At 56.1% G+C, this 18,217-nt stretch carries 18 protein-coding genes and 1 pseudogene; 6 read left to right on the forward strand and 13 right to left on the reverse strand.

Annotated features, from left to right (window positions below; translation table 11 throughout):
• Nucleotides 1–112: 112 nt before the first annotated feature.
• A complete protein-coding gene (scpB, locus tag J3456_RS18885) occupies nucleotides 113–697 on the reverse strand; it encodes an SMC-Scp complex subunit ScpB (RefSeq protein ID WP_349581771.1) in 585 nt (194 codons plus the stop codon).
• Nucleotides 698–699: 2 nt separating this feature from the next.
• Nucleotides 700–1,641 (reverse strand): DUF1403 family protein, encoded by a 942-nt coding sequence (locus J3456_RS18890; RefSeq protein WP_349581772.1) that lies wholly within the window; start codon nucleotides 1,639–1,641, stop codon nucleotides 700–702.
• 156 nt (nucleotides 1,642–1,797) lie between these two features.
• Here J3456_RS18890 and J3456_RS18895 point away from each other — a divergent pair, with 156 nt between their 5' ends.
• Nucleotides 1,798–2,892, forward strand: a complete 1,095-nt coding sequence (locus tag J3456_RS18895; RefSeq protein WP_349581773.1) for a tyrosine-type recombinase/integrase — start codon at nucleotides 1,798–1,800, stop codon at nucleotides 2,890–2,892.
• A 6-nt stretch (nucleotides 2,893–2,898) separates the two neighbouring features.
• On the opposite strand, the gene J3456_RS18900 is transcribed toward J3456_RS18895, so the two are convergent.
• The 5 genes from J3456_RS18900 to repA form a co-directional block, all read right to left on the reverse strand.
• Nucleotides 2,899–3,234, reverse strand: coding sequence for a type II toxin-antitoxin system RelE/ParE family toxin (locus J3456_RS18900; RefSeq protein ID WP_349581775.1), 336 nt, complete (start codon nucleotides 3,232–3,234; stop codon nucleotides 2,899–2,901).
• Entirely contained in the window at nucleotides 3,231–3,488 is a 258-nt protein-coding gene (locus J3456_RS18905; protein ID WP_007121495.1) for a type II toxin-antitoxin system ParD family antitoxin, read from the reverse strand. The genes J3456_RS18900 and J3456_RS18905 overlap by 4 nt, the downstream gene beginning before the upstream one ends.
• A 1,655-nt stretch (nucleotides 3,489–5,143) precedes the next feature.
• Entirely contained in the window at nucleotides 5,144–6,448 is a 1,305-nt protein-coding gene (locus tag J3456_RS18910) for a helix-turn-helix domain-containing protein (protein WP_349581776.1), read from the reverse strand.
• Nucleotides 6,449–6,674: 226 nt separating this feature from the next.
• Entirely contained in the window at nucleotides 6,675–7,694 is a 1,020-nt protein-coding gene (gene repB, locus J3456_RS18915; RefSeq protein WP_349581777.1) for a plasmid partitioning protein RepB, read from the reverse strand.
• Entirely contained in the window at nucleotides 7,684–8,886 is a 1,203-nt protein-coding gene (repA, locus tag J3456_RS18920) for a plasmid partitioning protein RepA (protein WP_349581778.1), read from the reverse strand. Before repA ends, repB begins: the two co-directional genes overlap by 11 nt.
• Before the next feature lie 860 nt (nucleotides 8,887–9,746).
• Here repA and J3456_RS19495 point away from each other — a divergent pair.
• Nucleotides 9,747–11,321, forward strand: a pseudogene (locus J3456_RS19495) (ISL3 family transposase).
• A 235-nt stretch (nucleotides 11,322–11,556) separates the two neighbouring features.
• On the opposite strand, the gene J3456_RS18935 reads toward J3456_RS19495, so the two are convergent.
• Both J3456_RS18935 and J3456_RS18940 read right to left on the reverse strand, forming a co-directional pair.
• On the reverse strand, nucleotides 11,557–12,513 hold the full coding sequence (locus J3456_RS18935; RefSeq protein ID WP_349581780.1) for a hypothetical protein: 957 nt from the start codon (nucleotides 12,511–12,513) through the stop codon (nucleotides 11,557–11,559).
• Nucleotides 12,514–12,628: 115 nt separating this feature from the next.
• On the reverse strand, nucleotides 12,629–13,114 hold the full coding sequence (locus tag J3456_RS18940) for a hypothetical protein (RefSeq protein WP_349581781.1): 486 nt from the start codon (nucleotides 13,112–13,114) through the stop codon (nucleotides 12,629–12,631).
• A 160-nt stretch (nucleotides 13,115–13,274) separates the two neighbouring features.
• Here J3456_RS18940 and J3456_RS18945 point away from each other — a divergent pair, with 160 nt between their 5' ends.
• The gene (locus J3456_RS18945; protein WP_349581796.1) at nucleotides 13,275–13,397 is read left to right on the forward strand and encodes a ribbon-helix-helix protein, CopG family; all 123 of its coding nucleotides are present in this window, start codon (nucleotides 13,275–13,277) and stop codon (nucleotides 13,395–13,397) included.
• 254 nt (nucleotides 13,398–13,651) lie between these two features.
• On the opposite strand, the gene J3456_RS18950 is transcribed toward J3456_RS18945, so the two are convergent.
• Nucleotides 13,652–14,044 (reverse strand): hypothetical protein, encoded by a 393-nt coding sequence (locus tag J3456_RS18950; RefSeq protein WP_349581782.1) that lies wholly within the window; start codon nucleotides 14,042–14,044, stop codon nucleotides 13,652–13,654.
• A gap of 471 nt (nucleotides 14,045–14,515) precedes the next feature.
• On the opposite strand from J3456_RS18950, the gene J3456_RS18955 reads away from it, so the two are divergent.
• Together J3456_RS18955 and J3456_RS18960 are read left to right on the forward strand one after the other, a co-directional pair.
• Nucleotides 14,516–14,800 (forward strand): hypothetical protein, encoded by a 285-nt coding sequence (locus tag J3456_RS18955; RefSeq protein ID WP_349581783.1) that lies wholly within the window; start codon nucleotides 14,516–14,518, stop codon nucleotides 14,798–14,800.
• A 149-nt stretch (nucleotides 14,801–14,949) separates the two neighbouring features.
• The gene (locus J3456_RS18960; RefSeq protein WP_349581785.1) at nucleotides 14,950–15,603 is read left to right on the forward strand and encodes a 5-formyltetrahydrofolate cyclo-ligase; all 654 of its coding nucleotides are present in this window, start codon (nucleotides 14,950–14,952) and stop codon (nucleotides 15,601–15,603) included.
• Between the two features lie 383 nt (nucleotides 15,604–15,986).
• Here J3456_RS18960 and J3456_RS18965 read toward each other — a convergent pair whose 3' ends face one another.
• From J3456_RS18965 to J3456_RS18975, 3 genes are all read right to left on the reverse strand, one after another.
• Nucleotides 15,987–16,244, reverse strand: coding sequence for a hypothetical protein (locus J3456_RS18965; RefSeq protein WP_349581786.1), 258 nt, complete (start codon nucleotides 16,242–16,244; stop codon nucleotides 15,987–15,989).
• Nucleotides 16,245–16,326: 82 nt separating this feature from the next.
• Complete coding sequence (locus J3456_RS18970) at nucleotides 16,327–16,641, reverse strand: hypothetical protein (RefSeq protein ID WP_349581788.1); 315 nt, start codon at nucleotides 16,639–16,641, stop codon at nucleotides 16,327–16,329.
• A 204-nt stretch (nucleotides 16,642–16,845) separates the two neighbouring features.
• On the reverse strand, nucleotides 16,846–17,373 hold the full coding sequence (locus J3456_RS18975; RefSeq protein WP_349581790.1) for a hypothetical protein: 528 nt from the start codon (nucleotides 17,371–17,373) through the stop codon (nucleotides 16,846–16,848).
• Between the two features lie 28 nt (nucleotides 17,374–17,401).
• On the opposite strand from J3456_RS18975, the gene J3456_RS18980 reads away from it, so the two are divergent.
• Nucleotides 17,402–17,548 carry an ATP-binding protein gene (locus tag J3456_RS18980; protein ID WP_349581792.1) on the forward strand — a complete coding sequence of 49 codons (147 nt, stop codon included), beginning with the start codon at nucleotides 17,402–17,404 and terminating at the stop codon, nucleotides 17,546–17,548.
• Nucleotides 17,549–18,217 lie beyond the last annotated feature (669 nt).

Below are 18,217 nucleotides of genomic sequence, written 5' to 3' on the forward strand. Positions count from 1 at the left end.
CTGGTTCCTTACCGCTAGTTGCTTATTAGAGAACCCACCATTTGTCTATTAGAACATCCACCATTTGCTCATTAGAAGCCCCACCATTTGCACACTCATAGGCTTCTGTGTGTCAACTTGCCAAGCCAGCATCCTCTAGCTCGCCGCGGTCGGGCAAATCACGGAGGCTTTCCATCCCAAACGCCATCAGGAACTTCTGCGTCGTCACATAGGTATAGGGTGCCCCCGCCCTTGGACTACGCGGACCCGTGGCGATCAACTCATGCGCCCTTAACCTTCCGATCAGATCACGGCTGATGTCTTTGCCAAAAATATCCTTCAACCCATCCCGCGTCAGCGGCTGGTGATAGGCAATCGATGCGAGCACAGCGACTTCAAATTCGTCCAAATCCAGATGCTGGTCGCCCACATCGGCCGCCGCGCGAATGGCATCAGCAAATCGCGTCCGCGTTCGCATTAACCAGCCGTCTGCTACAGCGACCAACTCATAGGGGCGATCGCTTAAATCAGTCTGAATATCCTCGATCAACAGGTCAACCGAGGCTCCCTGCCCCACAACGCGCGCCAAGTCCCCGCGCGGCACTGGCGAAGCGCTCGCAAAAATCACCGCTTCAATCCGGCCCATCCATTCACGCCAGCGCAATTCCGGGGGCAGGTCGTCTAATTCAGTGTCTAACACAGAGGTTTCCTTGGCCATGCTTATACCCCGTACAGTCGGAACGTCGGCCTGCCAGTCAGTTCCCGCACGAGGCCCAATTCCACCAAACGGTCACACAGACGGCGCGCCGCGCGATCCGTCATCGGCATCAATGTGCCCTGGATCATCGGGCTTAACATGCCTGACGGTGACACCGCATCGTGGCTCAGGAACAAAGCCAACGCAGCGTCTGATCCTTTGGCCCGCAGTTTTGGCGCAATGGACCGCAACTTTGCAACGCGCAGGTCTAGGTCCGCCGCCAAACGGATGGCATTGTCGCAAGCAGCAACCATCGCACGATGTAGAAAAAGCCTAGGTTCACCCGCCCCAGACGCAATTGCGCGGATATCCCTGCGCGCCATATGCGTCCCCAATAATGGCACAGGCCGAACCCAACCGACCGCACGGGCCAAAGCAACATCCGCCAACATCAATGCTCCCGCTTCTTCTCGTGGGAACCGGGGCAACAGCTCTGCTAAGATGTCGCTTGCTTGTCCCACCGGTGTGCCCGATCGAGTTCCAAGCATGGACACAGCCTCGTGGGCCAGCGCTGTTGGTAGCGCATTCTCCACCCGCCCCTTCCATCCACTGACACCCAAGTTGATCCGCGCCAGCTTACGCCACCCCATAAACATCTCGCCCGCAGGTCCCAGCCGATCTCCTGCCCTCGCTAAACACACCGCGTCACGGATATCGGACCCGGATTCATTGCGACCCTCGATCTTCAAGCAAGCCACAGCAGAATCCAGAGCCATTCGATCCCGCAACAAGGCACAGGGCAATGTACCGTTTGGGTCGCGTAACACCGCATCTAGCGTAGCCAGCGCCGCGCCAGATAAAAAAGCAACAGTTTCAGGGTCTGCATCTCTTTGCAGAGTGATCCAATGGGGAAGAAGCTGTAGGCTCATGGTATCGCCCATAATAAGTTTGGCGGCCGCGTTCATTCTGATAGCCTAAACCTACGCGGCGCTTATCTCCAGATAATAGCGCCTGAACCGCCGCATCTTGTTGGTCAAAGTTATGTCCAATAAGTTTACATCATCGGACATGAAAAGATATACTGCGAAACAGTTCCATTTCATCGCCGGACTCAGTGAAGAATGCCCTCAGAGATCAAAAAATCGACGTCAGCGCCACCCAATGAGTTTGATGATGCTCGCGTCGACGAGAGCGATCAAGAAAATTGCGACGGCATCGCCCGGCCCGCTGTCGCTGGCTCTGGCAGCCTCGACCGGCTGGCGGATACCGCTCGCGACTACGCACGCGCCGCGGCTTCTGACAACACGCTGAAAGCCTATGCCGCGGACTGGGCGCATTTCGCACGATGGTGTCGGATGAAGGGCGCGGAGCTTCTGCCGCCATCGCCTGAAATGATCGGGCTCTACCTCGCCGACCTGGCATTCGGAGCGGGCCCCTCCCCTGCCCGATCGGTCAGCACCATCGACCGCCGCCTGTCGGGCCTCACCTGGAACTATACGCAGCGCGGCTTTGCCCTCGATCGCAAGAACCACCACATCGCCACCGTGCTGGCCGGGATCAAACGCAAACCCGCCTGTCCGCCGCTGCAGAAGGAAGCGATCCTGGCCGAGGACATTCTCGCGATGGTGGCCACCTTGGCCTACGACCTGCGCGGTCTGCGAGACCGGGCCATCCTGCTGATCGGATATTCGGGCGGTCTGCGGCGGTCGGAAATTGTCAGCCTAGACGTTCACCAGGACAACACGCCGGACTCGGGCGGCTGGATTGAGATCTTCGACAAGGGCGCCCTGCTCACCCTCGATGCCAAGACTGGCTGGCGTGAGGTCGAGATTGGCCGCGGGTCCAAGGATCAAACCTGCCCCGTGCATGCGCTCGAGCAATGGTTGCACTTCGCAAAGATCGACTTCGGTCCGGTCTTTGTCGGCACCTCGCGGGATGGCAAAAGGGCATCCGAAGCGAGGTTAAACGACAAGCATGTTGTGCGGCTGATCAAACGCACGGTCCTAGACGCCGGAATTCGTTCCGACCTGCCCGAAAGAGACCGGCTCGCGCTATTTTCCGGTCATTCGCTGCGTGCCGGCCTCGCCAGTTCGGTAGAGGTTGATGAACGCTATGCCCAGAAGCAGCTCGGCCACGCTACGGCCGAAATGACCCGCCACTATCAACGTCGACGCGACCGGTTCAGAGTGAACATGACGAAGGCAGCCGGATTGTAACGTGCATCAGCAGTCTTCAGACTTCAAAGCCGAAAGTGAAGCAATATGGCGAGAGAGATCGCTGCGGGAATGGAGGATATCCACGATGATGACGTCGTCCGAGCGATCTAGAAAAACCGAGAAATGCTCCTCTGCCCTTATGAACCGTAGGTCTTCGACATCATTAACGAGAGCTTCGCAACGCCGACTATGCGCTTGGCCAAACTGAATACTTTCACAGCGGTTGAGCAATTCGGCCTCGTAAAGCTCTGCTTGGCGCGGTCCGAAAGTTTCGATCGTCCATCTGGCGATTTCGGTGAGACTGGCTTCCGCGTGACGGGTCAGCCGGAAGGATCGGCTCATGAACGCGCGCGCGCAGTCGCAAAGGCCCTACGGATCGCATCTTTGCCGCTGCCCTTAGCGAAATCACCCGCCTTGGCCTGCGCCAGACCTTCGAGAAGCCCTTGGCGGATGCCCGCGATCTGCGCCTCTTCCTGCTCGAGCAACCTCAGGCCAGCGCGCATGGCTTCGCTCACATTCTGGTAGCGCCCGGACGCCACTAGTGCTTGAACCAGATGGTCTTGGGTTTCGGTCAAGACAACGTTGCGTGTCACCATGGGACAGGTCTCCTTTGTTGGCAATATATGCCAACGCTAAGTCTTGGTCAATGGAGGCCGATCTTGGGCTAAGAACAGCCGTCATGTAACCTCTTCTCCCGTCGCTATCTCGTTTCTGCGGCCCCTGCCCCACGCGGAAGACGATAGGAAGAAGTCACCTCGCGTCTGGGAAAAATAATACTGGATACTACAATCAGAAAGTTCTCTGTGACTCTACTTTGTATTTCAGCTTTCCTCCCCGGTCTACGCGGACGCCATTGTTGCAAGTTAGAATATCGAAGTTCTAGGATGGGATAAGGGAAAGTATTTGACCGCGGTCGTACAGGTCGTGGGCCAATTTGGCTTGATCTCAGTTCAAGAAGTCATGACCGTCGAAGGCGCGGATCAACTGTCCTAGGCGCTCAAGGCTAAGACCGGCGCGATGGGACGCTCTATTATCCCATGCCTCCTACAAAGCGTTCTACACCTCCCTTTAGTGCACAGGTCGAATAAACTGGGTCGATAACGCCGTTCTCTATCTGGATGATCGCGAAGTCTTCGTGCGAGATCCCATCTCTGCGCACTTCGAGACCGCCGATGGGTTTAAGTTCGTCTTGGCCGCGGTATACTTAAAATATGAGAAATCGGTTGCTGAACGAGCGGAGGGAGCGCTTACCCTTCGTTCCTGCCTCGTTTGGCTAAATGAGAGCTTTGAAGGCAACCAGGCTTTCTTTGCGGGCGATTTCAACCTGCCTCCGACGAATCCGGTATTGAGCCCAGTCAGCCAAAACGCGGCACCTCTGATAAGCGTAGGCGGCACTACACGCACCTCGGAAAACGAACCATCGCTAACCTCTATGATAATTTCTGGACGCCGTGCGGCGTGAGCCTTCCTATTCAGGCCAGCGTTAGGGTGGAGTTCCCGCATCAAGTTCTGGGCGTCGCCCATGCTTAGGGGCGTGAAAGCGTGTCGGATCATATCCCGGATTGCATGTGGCTGAGGATGGATGCCGAGCCGGTCATCTACCCAGCATCTAAAAATGTCCGCGGTCAATTCGCCAACGCGGCGTTCCCTTCTGCTGATCCGGTTGAAGCTCCTGGAGCGGGACCACCAGCAATCGGAAACAGCAATTCGCGAATCTACTATCTGCAAAGTAGCCCGACTATTCGAAAACCGGTTTAAACATGCGGGTTGGCTCAACAATGGGGCCGCTGCGAGCCAAGCCAGATTCCGCAGGGCGGAGAATTGCTAAAGCTCGGGATTTGGAGAATATCTGTTTTTTCACAGGCTGAGCCTTTTCACGCAAGCTAGATAGCAACAATCGGAGCTACTCAGAAGAATTTAGAATGTCTGTTGTAGTTGTTCAGGTAAGCAAATTCATTTCGGCTCGGGCCGCGAAATTTGTGAGAATCTGATCGACGGAACACGTTAATGTCGACGGCAAGCTTATTCCCGGTAGATCGGTGCCTTTGGACAATCGGGACATCGAAGCTCCGATCATATCTGAGACCTCTGAACTACTCTCCGTGGACACCGAAGTTTTCGGGATGTACATTTGATCCCGAATGGCTGCGGTCAGGTTTCAGGTCGGACGCGATATACCAAGACAGAATGGTATCAAATTCAGGAAAATTGACCGCGGTCAATTTTGGCCACGGCCATATTCATGTCGGACTCATCGCATGCCTGCGACCGGTTTGCCCGCGATGAAGCCATCGATCATCGAGGTGAAATAGGCGGGCGGTGATTTGATGCGTACCGCATTTTCAGCCAGATATTCCAAAGCTCTCAGCATGTTCGCCCATCCGATTGAAGCGACACCTTTCGCCAAGGCTTCATTTTTCAAACTCAAAAAAGATCCAAATAGAAAAACCGCTTCCCGCAGACGAGACGGTGATTGGACTGCGTTCGGGTAGAGGCTGGCAATATTTGGACAACGCTCCCATGCATCGACAAGCTGTGTATATTCGTTGGGTGCTTTCATAGTAGGATCTATTTTTATGGACTCTACTTGGCGGACAATTTGACCGTTCTTGCCGGACTCTTTCGGCGTCTCCGCGAACCCGCTTTGGGGGCATTCATCGCGCAGAAAGCTGACTTTTCGGCGTGGTGAACTGCCTGACCGGGCCGGCGCAAATTCATGCTCTAGCTCATAACCAGCAGAGCTTTGGCCGCGGTCAATTTCACGATGGGTGGTTTCATTGAGGCCTGTATTCCGCAGCTGATCGGCCGGGGCAGGGCAGTGGGTGCTGTGATGGGGTGAAGAGACCTGGCAGTCTTCATCCACGGCAGGAGGAGACGCTTCAATGGCAGATTTCAGCGCGCGCATTTCGTAGACCAAAGTTGACACCTCCTCTTTCTTTAATGAAGTTCGGCGTAGTATCTTCTTCACCTCAGCGAGAAAGTCGATCTGTCCTGCGTTCAACTGCTCAGGTGCGCGCAGAAGATCAGCCCGAATTGCCAGCGCCACGGAACGCGCTGAGCGAAGCTCTTCGGCTTCAAGATCGAGCCTTGCTGCCTCGGCAACCAGCTTGGGGTAGACTTGGAGGAGGGGTGACAGATCGAAGCCAAAGGCGTCACGCACAACCCCGCCGACCCGGAGCGGGAAACGCTTTCCGGTGGCGCTGTCTTTGCGCGTGATGAAGCCGATATCGCAGAGCTTCGCAATGTGGCGTCGAAGCACTCGATCGTTCATGCGGTTGGCGCGTTCACAGATGGCTTTATTCGAGGGAAAAACCACAAGAAGCTCGTCGGAGCTAAGCGGGGCCTCTTGGCCTGTTTGGCGATCCCGGCAGGGGAGGAAGCTCAATAGCGCTTCAAGAACAAGGATTGTACTTGGCGTCATTCCATAGCTCGGTGAGCTGCTTTTGACCGCGGTCATGAGATCGCGCCGAGTTACTTGGGGGGTTGGTCCAGGGCGGGTAGGGGCATGGCTCCTCCGCTCCCCGGCATGAAGTACCGTGGTTGTAGCATAGCTCATACATTTTCAGACGGCAAAGAGATACCAATCACCGAAAACGGTGTTGCAAACGATTCTCTAGCAAGGTATCCATGAGGTGCTTAAATCTTATGGGACCCTTCGAGACTTCGGTTTCGGGGGGTTTCTTTTTGCGCTGCGTCTGCCTCCTTTCTCTTTGTTCTTCTCCATGGTTGTTACGTGGCCATTATGGCTCTTGTTGCAGTTCAGGGCGATGAGTTGACCATGGTCAATCCTTTATAATCAATGACTTAGCTTGTTGGCCGCTGGGAAATTTGCTTGACCAGCTGTCAAATATTTGAGGAAGCTGGTCCTCAAGATACTCGATGAAATCAGTTGCGTATTCCTCAGTTGTCTCGATTGTGATCTTCCCGCGCTTCCTGATGAAGCGAACCGGCTTATCACCCACGGTCAACGGTTCAGTGCGCCTGACCGCGGCTGCTCCTTGTTGCTGCGCCTCTTCGCTCAAGGTGGCTGTGCGAAGCGCGTCAATGAGACCCTGCAGAGCTTTAAGGGGGTCCTCCTCATCAGGGATCATCTCGAGCAGCTTGCTGGTATCAACAACATTAGCTTCTTTGAGAGCCTTGCGAAGATCCAACCATGGCCGACGGCCAATATCATGGCCAGAGCCAATACGTTCGATAACCTCGATTGGCACATCACGGGCCACAGTAGCGAGGCGGCTCAATGTCGTTTTATCGACCGCCAGGAGCCCGCAAATCTCATCTTTATCGAAGCCGTACTCTTCCAGACGCGTAGCGAAAACTGCCTGTTCGATGAAGCTCCGCTGAAGGCGCGCGGAGTTCTCACGTGCAAGCGACATGAGGGCATCGCGCTCTTCCATCTCACGGATGAGCGCGCGCACCGGAATGCCAAGCTCACGGCAAGCCGCGATACGCCGCCGCCCATAGACCACTTCATACCGCTGACCGGCGCCGCGCCTATAACGTAGCAGAACCGGGATCTCCTGTCCGGAAGCCCTGATCGATCCAATCAGATCGTCAAGTCCATCGCTCGTATCAAAACGGTCCTGCAGCGCGGAATTTGCGATCTCACGTGTATCCACCATTTGAGCGGCTTGGGAAGAGACCTGGCTCAATACATTGGACATGGCTTGTAAGGACTTAGGTCCGCTTGGCGTTTTAGTCTTCTCTTCCACGATAGGGGAGGGGGGCTGCGCGAGAGCTTCGGATGGCGAAGGCTCCTCGTTGAGTTGACTGAGGCTTTTAGCGAGCAGATCACGTCTCATTTGATACATTCCTTCCCCAAGCGGCCTGGATCATCTTCTCGACGTCGTTTGAAAAGCCGATGACGCTTTCAAGCGCGCGGTTATAGGTCTTGCGGTTCTTGGCGCCGGCCAAATCCACCTCGAAGATCGTCTTTTGCGAAAGCCCGGCTTCACTGATTGCCGAGGACTTTACGAAAGGAGTAGGGATCACACTATCGCCCAGCAGTTGCCGAATCCAATCAGCAAGATCGACCTGCGTACTGATTCCGGTGTCATAGCGGGTCAGCAGATAGGCGAAATTATCGTAGTTTGCGATCCCACCGTTACCATGAATGACCTCGAGAACACCGGAGGCCATGTTGAGAAACTGGCTTGCCGAGGCAAGATCGACCCGTTCAGGGATCACGGTCATTAGTAGAGACGTGGACGCGCATACGGCCGCCATAGTCAGATAGCCCAGCTGTGGCGGGCAATCGATGATGACGATATCGTAGTCGTCTTCGACCTGACGGAGGCTATCCCCCAGCCTGTTGAAGAAAACGGGCTGTTCGCCGCGGCTGAGCGCCATTGGCGTTTCGGTCTCGAACTCAGATAGCATGATGCCGCCCGGTACGAGGTCAAGGTTTGGCACATAGGTTTTGCGCAGCACATCTGTGATGGGGACGCGGATCGTATCACCGTCTGTATAGCGTAGCGCGTCATAGAGCGTTCCGCCTTCCTTGAAATCCAGCTCAGGCTGATACCCGAAGAAGGTTGTCAGGGAAGCTTGGGGATCGGCATCAATGCACAGAACGCGATATCCACGCGCCGCAAGTCGAAATGCAAGATGAACCGATGAGGTCGTTTTCGAACTGCCCCCTTTGAAATTGACGGTCGACCAGACTTGTAGCTTATCACCAGGTTTGCGTCCTGGAAGAAAATGATGGGGATCCTTGGCGTTCTTATCGAGGATCTTTCGGATCTTCAGAACGTCTTCAGCGGTGTAGGAGCGCTTGTTCCCGGTGCTCTGGGCAACTTCAGGAATTTTGCCTTCAAAATGCGATTTGCGCAGGTAGCCCCCGCTAACCCGAAGTAGCTCTGCAACCTCCGCTGCCGAGAAGGCCCTGAGGGTCTTCTCTTCCTTTGGAGCAAGAAAGAGCTTCGACATATTGTCGAGCGCCTGCGATAGCCTTCCGGAGTCTGCGCGTAGCTTATCATGAAGTGCGTTTATCATTCTTGTCTGCCCGTCACCTCGACCTTCAATTGGCGTTTCTCGAGTGTTTAGGGATCAAGAAACGGCTTTTGCGGTCTTTTTGTGTTTATCTTGTTACAAGCTATGGCCCGGGTAGATCTGAATCTCAAGAAGAATTACGGATTTTGTGTCTGAAAAACCGGAGACATAAACAAGGAGCGCCATCACAAGAAGTTAATGTAACGAACAAAGAACGGATGCAAGTGCTTTGAAATATATAATAATACCACGCAGTCGTCTTATTCACAGGCACTTCACTTTGGCTTGAGTTTGCCGTCCCTGAATGTGGGGCGTCAGTTTGTCTGGTGCGGCGATCGAAGCGCAAATTGGCATAAAGCGGTTCTTGAAGCAGAGCTTACATACCGTCCGAAAGTGGGATCCATGGACATTTGGAACCTGTAAATCGGTAAAAAGCGTTACCAGGATCGATTTTTACCGAATCTATCTGCCTGCTCGTAGCCGTGCCGGGTGATACGGCGATTTTTGCGCCGATGTTGTACATTATCACGGATAACGAACGTGCCAGATATGCGGGAAATGTACAGGCAGCGTCGTCAACTTAACTTGCCGGCAGCGAAGGATTGGTCGGTCATTGAGCGTTAGCTGCTTGCGGCTTCCTTCCAAGCGTCGAAGGTCTCTAGTCTGTGACAGCGTGGGCCGTTTGCGGAACAGTGGCGGGCAGATATCAAGAAGCGGTTTCTGGCGGCAGACTGGCATGTCACAAACCGTTGCAACCCGCCCGGAGTGTGAACAAGCATGCAATTTTGGCCCCGGCGCACATTGTGTGAAGTTTGACGGCCCCACTCCTACATTTGGCGTAGATGCTGAAGGGGATGATCACCATGACAATGCGTTTTGACACCAGCCTGTTGCCTGAAGGTCTTCGCGCCACCGGATATAACGTGAACGGCGCGATCCTTGCGATTGATGCAGAAGTTATGGACGCTGAAGTGATATGTCCGGGTTGTGGGCAGCGGTCTTTTCGTCGGCATGGACGTTACGTCCGGCACCTTATGGATTTTCCAGCGCATGGTCGCACAGTTCAGGTGCGTTTGTCGGTGCGAAGAATCCGTTGTGTTGCGCCGCACTGTTTTCTCACGACGTTCAGTGAGAAAGTGCCAGACCGCCTTGCGCGTCGTCATGGTCGTCGGACCGGTCGATTTCAGGACCTCGTCACCTACCTCGGGCGCGCGATGGGCGGTCGGCCAGCTCAGGCACTTGGACGCCGTCTTCGGTTCTGTGTGAGCAAGGATACCTTTCTCCGCGGGGCAGCGTCAGGTGTGCGGACCATGGGCCATGAACCGCGCGTCATCGGGATCGATGACTGGGCTTGGCGCAAAGGACAGCGCTATGGAACGCTGATCTGCGATCTCGAACGCCGTGCCGTCATCGACCTACTGCCGGATCGCGAGCCTGCGACCGTCGCCGCCTGGCTGCGCTAGCATCCGCAGATCGAAATCGTCGCGCGAGACCGGAATGGCGGATACAGACAAGCGATTTCCGAAGCACTTCCTGATGCGACCCAAGTTGCTGACCGTTGGCATCTCCTGCAGAATGCGAGCGATGCGTTTCTGGCCAGCGTCCGTCGAGCGATGTCGGCCATACGAAGAACTGTCTGCCGCGCCGAGCTGGATCCCGATATTCTGACGGCGGCGGAACGCCTGCAATTCGAAGGCTTTCAACGGCGTCAGAAAACCAATGTGCTGATCCAGTGGATGGGAGCCGAAGGCGTGCCCCTCAAGCGGATCGTCCGGATCACGGGTCTAAGCCGAGGTCTGGTTCGGCGCGTCCTGCGCGGTGAACGGGATGACGTCTTCAGGCTGCAGCAAAGCAGCCTGACCCCTTGGTTCCCGCAGCTCGAACAGTATTGGCAAGACGGATGTCGCAATGGCGCTGAACTTTGGCGCCGGCTGCGAGCGGACGGTTTTCAAGGAAGTCTCCGCGTGGTCGGCGAATGGGTCACACGCCAGCGACGAGCTGAAGCTGCCATCGCGCAGGGCTCAGGCAAATGCCCTCCAAGTCGCAAGATCGCTCGCATGATGACTTCTGGTCGGCATCATCTCTCGAAAGCTGACAGCATCTTCGTCGCTCAGGTCGCTCAGATTGAACACGCTCTCCCGCAACTGGCGCAGGATCGTCGGCTTCTTGAGGCCTTCACCTCCATGGTCCGCAACGGCGCGGAAGACGGGCTGGCTGACTGGTTGGATAAGGCAAAGGCGTCTGGACTGGCGGCTTTTTCGCGCGGTCTCTCTGCGGATCTCGACGCGGTTGAGGCGGCGCTTCGAGAGCCCTGGTCCAACGGTCAGACAGAGGGCCAGATCAACCGGCTGAAAATACTGAAACGACAGTTGTACGGTGCCGCGGGTATCGACCTGCTCTTGGCCCGCATTCCGCATGAAAGACGCCACAGAAATTGAGTCGGACCCACGATTGCCTGCCGATTGACAATCGGTGCGGGAAATGAAGTGCCCATGAGAGTATCCATGGGCCGACTGCACGGCTTGCGGTTCGGTATGTCTCACCAGAACGACGCAGCGCAAAAGGTGGCCGCAGCGAGCGTTGACGTGGGTGGTCGGAGGGCAGGGAAGCCTGCTCGAGAGCCCGGGATTAAAGGGGCAAGGGAGGCCGCCGGTCTGCGACCTCCGCGAGCGCTTAAGCTGCAGCACTCTGACCGCGGGGGTCCCAGCCGCCGTCGACGGCATCTAGGAGCGCTTCGATGTATGGCTTGCCGTGGCGATGGTAGAGCTCGCTGGTGGTGCGGATGTGGTCGCGGAAGAGCTCCGGCGGCACGATGAGATCGGGGCGGTTGCGGCGAATATGGCTGTGAAGGGCCTTTTCGACGCAGATCGCACGGTGCCCAGTCTCAACGTCGATTTTGCGCAGGAGAGAGCCGCGCGTCAGATCCGGATCACGTTGGACTTGTCGCATGCGGAACGTTGAGTTGCTGCTGTAGCCGAGCTTGATCACTGGAAGAGTAGGGAGCGTGAACGCGAGAATATAGATCTCGCTAGGCTTGGAGGCCCAGGTTTCACCGCAGTCTGCGCAATCCAGATCGCCATTGCGCATATTGACGACTGCGACGTCTTGGCAATGACCGCAGACGTGCTGATAACGACGATAATTCAGCCCCTTGCGTACCGTGGGGCCAATGAGTTGCCACTCGTGGCATTGCGCTTCTTCCGCGTACCGATCTTCAATGCATGCAGAGCAGCTTGCCTGATGCCCGCCCGCTGCAGCGGCTTCAATGCGATGATACTGACGCCGATCCGTGTGGCCGCCGCCAAACCGGAAGAGGCCATAATGGCGATTACCTTTGGGGTCCGCCCCGACTAGCTCGGCTCCGATGGCCCGGGCCGCCGCCGATCGCCGCGCTTGGATGCAATGCGGGCATTCTGGATTGTGACCGAGGACAACGCTGACGCGTTTTAGGGTTGGAGCTCCGCAAACCTTGCAGCCGAGCACGACGTGCAATCGATCTTTAGCGCGGCCGATCAACTCAAAACCCTTTTGCGTCGCAGCGTCCTTCCAATGTGCGGGGCGGGGACCTTTGAAGACGTGCTGGAACTTCCCATCGATGGGAAAGGGATAGGTGAATTTGCTAAGGAGCATAAAGGACTCCGAAGAAAAAGACATGACCAATGGCACAGAGCGCAGCGCCCGGTGTGCGAAGATGCGTAAAGTTGGGGGTGGGGGCCGCGTGAGCCTACAAATTAAGGCGCTCGGATTAAGCCGCCCCGGAACCGGCAGCCTGCTGCGCTGACATCAGCGCTTGATTGCCGTGATAGGCTTCAAGCAAGCAAAAGGCCTCATCGAGAAGCGGGAGCAGGTCTGAACCGCTGCGTTTGTGTTTGTCTGCGAGCGCGAGCATCTCGGTTCCGCAGCGCATGAGGTCACCGCTGCTTGGCATCTGATCGGGGCAAGTCTTGAGCAGAACGTCGACGGCCGCGCGGAGATCGGGGTCGACGGTGCGCATGTCCTGCAGGAGGAGAAGCGACATTGTGCAGGCGCTCCAAGCCGAAGCCGCGGCATGCCCTTGATCCGTCGCTGCCTTGGCGCCGAGGTTTTGCCGGGTCTCGTGATACATCCAATCCGCCCGCAGGGCTTCAAAATAAAGGTCCAAGAGCTTGCGGAATTCCAGCCGATCGAGCCGGATCAAGCGATTGAGCGGTTCAGCCGCGCGGGTAGGGGTGGTAGAGGTTTTAGCAGCCATGATGATATCCTCGTAGTCAGAATGGTGAGCATGGGCGGTGGAGTTGCGCCTCCGCCGTCCATGTGTTTATATATGATACTAAGAAATCAACCTGTCAATAAGTAATATTATGAAATCACGTGGAAGACCCAAAACGGACACCGCTCCGGTCATGGTCCGGATGCCGACAGCGCTGATAGAAACGCTTGATGAAGCGCGCCGGGCGGAGGAGGATCTGCCAACGCGGCCGGAATTGATACGACGTATCTTGGAGGAATGGGCTGCAGGCAGGCGGGATCGATAGCTCCCTGGTTTTATGGGGTGAGTGCTGACGAGAGCGCTGATGTCAGCACGGCCTATCAAAAGGGTGCTGAGAGAAGATCAAACGCGCCTCGTCTTCTGGGGTGATAAGGAGATTACATGATATCATGTAATCGCTTTGGGTTTGAGGGGCATTTCACGAGCATGCCCAACCAGGGGCCGCCGAGCTTCGGGGGAGGTCATGGCCAGCCAGCTCACGCGCCAATCGATGCTCCAAAGCTCTTTGAACTGTAAAAGCTAGCCGGCGCGTTCACTGACCCGGACTTTCAATGTCCCAGCATCGTTGAGCACCTCTACGCGCACAATAATTCCGTATCCAATGCCACTGAAGACGGCTGTGTGCAGGTGTTCATGACCTGGCTTGATGACACAATTCCCGGCGATCCGCGCTCGCATTGTTTTGTCAGCAAAGATCGGATCGGAGTCGTCGACCTGCCCGCGGTTTTTGAACCTGTGGTAATTGGCCCGGTCTTGTTGAACTGCAGCGCAGACGCTGCCCAACGGCTGGCCGCTCGAGTTGACAAGATCATGTGGATCGAGCCGCGCGTCATAAATCGCCATGATATCCTGTGCAGCAGCAGAACTCGCAAAGGCGAGCACGGCAGCGCAGCCGAGAAAGAAATTGTTCACGTTAGACCTCCCCTAGATGGATTGCCGCCTCCCAGTGAGTGTTACCACTTAAGGGTTCTGTAAAACTCGACACCAGTCAAGTTTTTGGGGCCCCTGATTGAACTGCTCGGCACGCCAGTGAAACAACCTAAGCTTCAGCCGCCGCGTGCTATGGCGCGTTGATCTCCAAGAAGGGGGCGCTGCATCGCAGAGGGAGGATGACCGCTTTCAAACCGGACTTCGCCTGAACCTATTTGGCCGAATTTCTGCCCGATTTTCCCGGCAAACTGGCCCGCATGTTAAAGGTCACAAATTTCCGCCGCCGCAAAAACGGTTGGTCATTTTTTCTGCCGATGATTGGATGCGCAGTCTTGCTATCGGCGATCGTGCTGCGTCCTGAGCAGCAGATTGGCATGTCGCAGGAGCCCAACAAACCGCGCATACTAAGAGGGGGAGGCGCATGGACTGGCGGTAACGCGTGGAAGGGTCGTCATGGAATACGAGAACCTGCAGCTGCATCGTCTGGCGGCCAGCTTGTCGACACAGTTACCCGTGTCCGGGACGGTGATACTATTGTTGTGGGTCTCATCCCGATCCGGATTGCCAATCTCGACTGTGCTGAACGCGGCAGTGCATCTGGCGATCGCGCAACGCGGCACATCACCAGGCTTGTCAAAGGCGTTCAGCTTCGATGCAGCTTGGAAGGACGCCGTAGCTATGATCGCGAAGTCGGCGTTTGCCGGCTGCCCGATGGACGTGACATTGGAGAGATATTGATTGCCGGTGGTTACTGCGCGCGGTGGCGCAGGTGATGTCTACGATGGTTTTTTCCCGCGAACGGACTTGATCGACGCCCTTGCGCGGCGGCACCTAAACCCCGATCTTCTATCAGGCATCACTGATGTTGGGTCGGGGAGGGGACGATCATGCAGGATGGTGAGACAGGCGGATCGGCCCCGTGCATGGCGCATTTGCTGATCGATGGGACCCCAGTCGATCCAATAAGGATGCGGGATGTGGCCCGGTTTCGGGCGGCGGAGCGTGCCCGTCTGCTAGAGGCACGGCGGCACTTATCCGTTCCGCGGCGTGCCGAAGAGACGCAAAATTTGGCCGCAAAGCTCGAAACCCTCGTTGCTCCGCAGCAGGGTATGAGGATCGCAGTCTACTGGCCAATTCGAGGCGAACCGGACCTGCGCGACTGGATGGCCAAGGCGCATGCCGCGGGCGCAACTATTTTGCTCCCGGTTGTCGCGGAGAAAGGTGCGCCATTGAGCTTTCGCGCTTGGCAGCCAGGTTGTGCGATGGCGCGCGGCGTTTGGAACATTCCGGTGCCCGCGCGCGGCGCAGAAGGGGTGCCGGACGTCGTAATCTCGCCCTTGTTGGGCGTAGACGACGCCTGTTTTCGGCTCGGCAATGGCGGGGGATATTACGACCGGACTTTGGCGCAGTTCGATCCTTTCCCGAAGGTTATCGGTGTCGGATTTTCCAATTGTCTCATTCCGACAATTTTTCCGATGCCATGGGATATCCCGATGGATACAGTCGTCCTTTCTGATGGATCAGTTCGTGATCGTCTCTAGACCCGCCCGTAAGCCGGTGGTGCTGTGCCATGACTGTGTCCACCTTCCATGGTTTCTCCTAAAGGAGAGTGGCCATCTGAACCATTTAGATATGCTAAGTGTACACCAACCCCGTCAAGTGGGGTGGTTAGGGTAGACTTGCGCTGTCGCTGTCGCCGCATTTTGCCTTCTGGGTCCGTCGTGGATATCTTAACGATTGGCCTAGACCCGAGGGTGTCGGGGGGCATCTCACCCTTTCCGTCTGGCCTGTCGGTTTACCTGAAGTTACCGATCTTTGCGGCGGCGTTGATGTTATCGTTGATCTGGCGGCGTCATACCCCGTGCTGGGATTGGCCGGGGGCGTGACGGGGCCTGCGTGCAGATAAGATCGGTGAGAGGGCGGGTCAATTGAACACGCCCTTATCCGTGCAAAAGGGGGTGGCCAGTTGGGTTGTGCTGCTCAAATCCGTGGCTGCGATAGGCGTTGCTGCATGGGCGCGCGAGGATCTCATGTGAGAGGCTTTGTCTAAAGCGGCCAAGTGATTTCCGGCGAGAAACATTGTGAGCGCCAATAGCGCCCCTGAGAAACCGATGCGCAGCCTGCGACCAAGACGGGGGCGCTGGTTCACGTTGCTGCTGTTGATCGCTTCGGTCTGGCTCATTTAGTTCCCTTATTAAGGGAATGCGGGCAAATTATGGCATAGGTGCGGGCGCCAATAGCCCCCCAGAAGCTGCCGGGCTTTCCTAGTCGAAGTCGAAACTTGTCTGGCGGGGGTCGTGTTTTGAGCTGCGCGGGGTCTTTTTGAAGGGCTTCAAGGCTTCAAGCTCCGCAAAAACCTGTGTCTGCGCCAGGCGGTCGCGCCGCAGCTGCGCGCGGGTGGCAATGAAGGATTTGACGGCAGAAAGGTCCTCTTTGGCCACCCAGTGACTGGTGCGCACCAAGCCCTGTGCGCGTTTGTTCGCATCATAGGTGCGGGAGGTTGCGGCGCTCTCCTGGCGTTCCGCCTTTGAACGGCGGCGTTTGTGTTTGATCTGATCCGGCATGGGCATGTTCGGCAATTTGCGCCTACTCCTTATTGGGGTGTCTAGGGGGGAGCTACGCGCTGGTTTTGAGATGAATAGGTTTGGAGGGGGCTTCTTATGTGGATAACGTCACGGTCTGTGCGCGCAGTGCTGATGCATCGGGGCAGGGGGGCTTGGGGCAAACCCCGCTCTGCCTAAAAAAAGAGAAAGAGCGGGGGCAGGAGCGTAGAAAGCCCCTGTTTACCAGGGCTGATCCATATTCGAGCGGCTGCCCGCAAAGGGGGCCTGGATGCCCGCCGCGACCAGAAAGGCCTCTTTCATCAGCGCATAATCGTCCGGCGTGTCCGGAACGTCATTGTACTGTTCGTAGGTGATGTAGCCGTAAGGGTCCTCTTCCTCTTCAATAAGATTGGACCCTTCGATGCACACCAGCATTTCGCCGTCACCGGCGTCATAGACCGCGATACACTGCTCATCTTCGCCAATGTCAGGGCGGCACCAAAAGAGGTCTTCATCTTTGATGCCCAACTCGAGGCGCTGCAGATTGCAGATATCTGCGGTGGTCGCCTCAAGCCAATATTTTTCAAACCACCCCATCACATCTTCGATCAGGGCGGCCTGGGCCGCGATGGCATCGGCCTTTGACGCGGTCTCAATGGCTTTTTCGAAGGCCGCTTTCTGGTCCGCGCTCAGATCGAAGTTGGAGCCTTCATCAGCGAAGTCGAAGCTCACGTAGAGATATGGGGTGTAGCGTGTCGAAAGACTCACGTTCACGCTCCAGGGCTATGGGCTGGGAATGAGCATTGTGAAAGCGATCGTTGACCAGCATCTTGGGGAGATCACATTTGAGACTGCCGAAGGGGAGGGGACGACCTTCATCGTAGATTTCCCTGCCCTGAATTCTTCTGAAACGGAGGTGCGCTCCAAGGGCCTTCCGGAGTAACGACCCTTTGGGGCCATGCTCTGCTCGGTTTGACTGCGCGATTCTGTTTTTCACGTCTTCCAGTGCTTGGGCAGTCCCTACTCGAAATTTCTGATGTAGTCGCGGACGTCTGCGGAATTCGGCGATGGCAATGACGGGGTGCTAGCCTTTCGCTCCTGCCGGATACCCGTCCTGCAGAGCGCAAATTCGGAAGGGCGGGGTCTGACATCCATCGGGGGACCTCAGTTTACGCACCGAGTTCATGGCATCGAGGGTGGAGGTGTGGGAAGCAAAAAGTCCATTTGCGACCGGCGGAGGGGCAGATCTGGCTTCTGAAGGGGGGCAAGTGAAAAAATACCCTTTAAAAACAACGGTGTAACGCTGTAACGGCCTTGTAACACTTTAAGTAACACCTGTAAGCATCTGAAATAGCTATCATTTATACATATTTATCTATCTGTAACAGAAATATAGAAAAAGTGTATATACGAGACAGACAGGTCTATTGATCATTGTGCGCCGATATTAAGACATATGTGGGCGTAATGCGTTACAAAGCCTAAGGTATTGAAATCATTCAATATGTTTGTAACAGAGGGTGTAAAATGCCCATTTTGGCGTTTTCCGACCTGAAGAAATCATTTATTTACAATGAGTTGGTCTGTTACAGCGGGGCGTTACGCCCTGTGT

The organism is Sulfitobacter sp. NFXS29 (genome assembly GCF_040148765.1).
In the GTDB taxonomy this organism is placed as follows: Bacteria; Pseudomonadota; Alphaproteobacteria; order Rhodobacterales; family Rhodobacteraceae; genus Sulfitobacter.

Coding starts and splice junctions, on each gene's coding strand:
- J3456_RS18895 (WP_349581773.1), top strand. CDS start 1,798: ATGCCCTCAGAGATCAAAAAATCGACGTCAGCGCCACCCAATGAGTTT.
- repB (WP_349581777.1), bottom strand. CDS start 7,694: ATGAGACGTGATCTGCTCGCTAAAAGCCTCAGTCAACTCAACGAGGAG.
- J3456_RS18960 (WP_349581785.1), top strand. CDS start 14,950: ATGCAGGATGGTGAGACAGGCGGATCGGCCCCGTGCATGGCGCATTTG.
- repA (WP_349581778.1), bottom strand. CDS start 8,886: ATGATAAACGCACTTCATGATAAGCTACGCGCAGACTCCGGAAGGCTA.
- J3456_RS18945 (WP_349581796.1), top strand. CDS start 13,275: ATGCCGACAGCGCTGATAGAAACGCTTGATGAAGCGCGCCGGGCGGAG.
- scpB (WP_349581771.1), bottom strand. CDS start 697: ATGGCCAAGGAAACCTCTGTGTTAGACACTGAATTAGACGACCTGCCC.
- J3456_RS18905 (WP_007121495.1), bottom strand. CDS start 3,488: ATGGTGACACGCAACGTTGTCTTGACCGAAACCCAAGACCATCTGGTT.
- J3456_RS18955 (WP_349581783.1), top strand. CDS start 14,516: ATGGAATACGAGAACCTGCAGCTGCATCGTCTGGCGGCCAGCTTGTCG.
- J3456_RS18935 (WP_349581780.1), bottom strand. CDS start 12,513: ATGCTCCTTAGCAAATTCACCTATCCCTTTCCCATCGATGGGAAGTTC.
- J3456_RS18965 (WP_349581786.1), bottom strand. CDS start 16,244: ATGAGCCAGACCGAAGCGATCAACAGCAGCAACGTGAACCAGCGCCCC.
- J3456_RS18910 (WP_349581776.1), bottom strand. CDS start 6,448: ATGAGCTATGCTACAACCACGGTACTTCATGCCGGGGAGCGGAGGAGC.
- J3456_RS18940 (WP_349581781.1), bottom strand. CDS start 13,114: ATGGCTGCTAAAACCTCTACCACCCCTACCCGCGCGGCTGAACCGCTC.
- J3456_RS18890 (WP_349581772.1), bottom strand. CDS start 1,641: ATGAACGCGGCCGCCAAACTTATTATGGGCGATACCATGAGCCTACAG.
- J3456_RS18980 (WP_349581792.1), top strand. CDS start 17,402: ATGAGCATTGTGAAAGCGATCGTTGACCAGCATCTTGGGGAGATCACA.
- J3456_RS18900 (WP_349581775.1), bottom strand. CDS start 3,234: ATGAGCCGATCCTTCCGGCTGACCCGTCACGCGGAAGCCAGTCTCACC.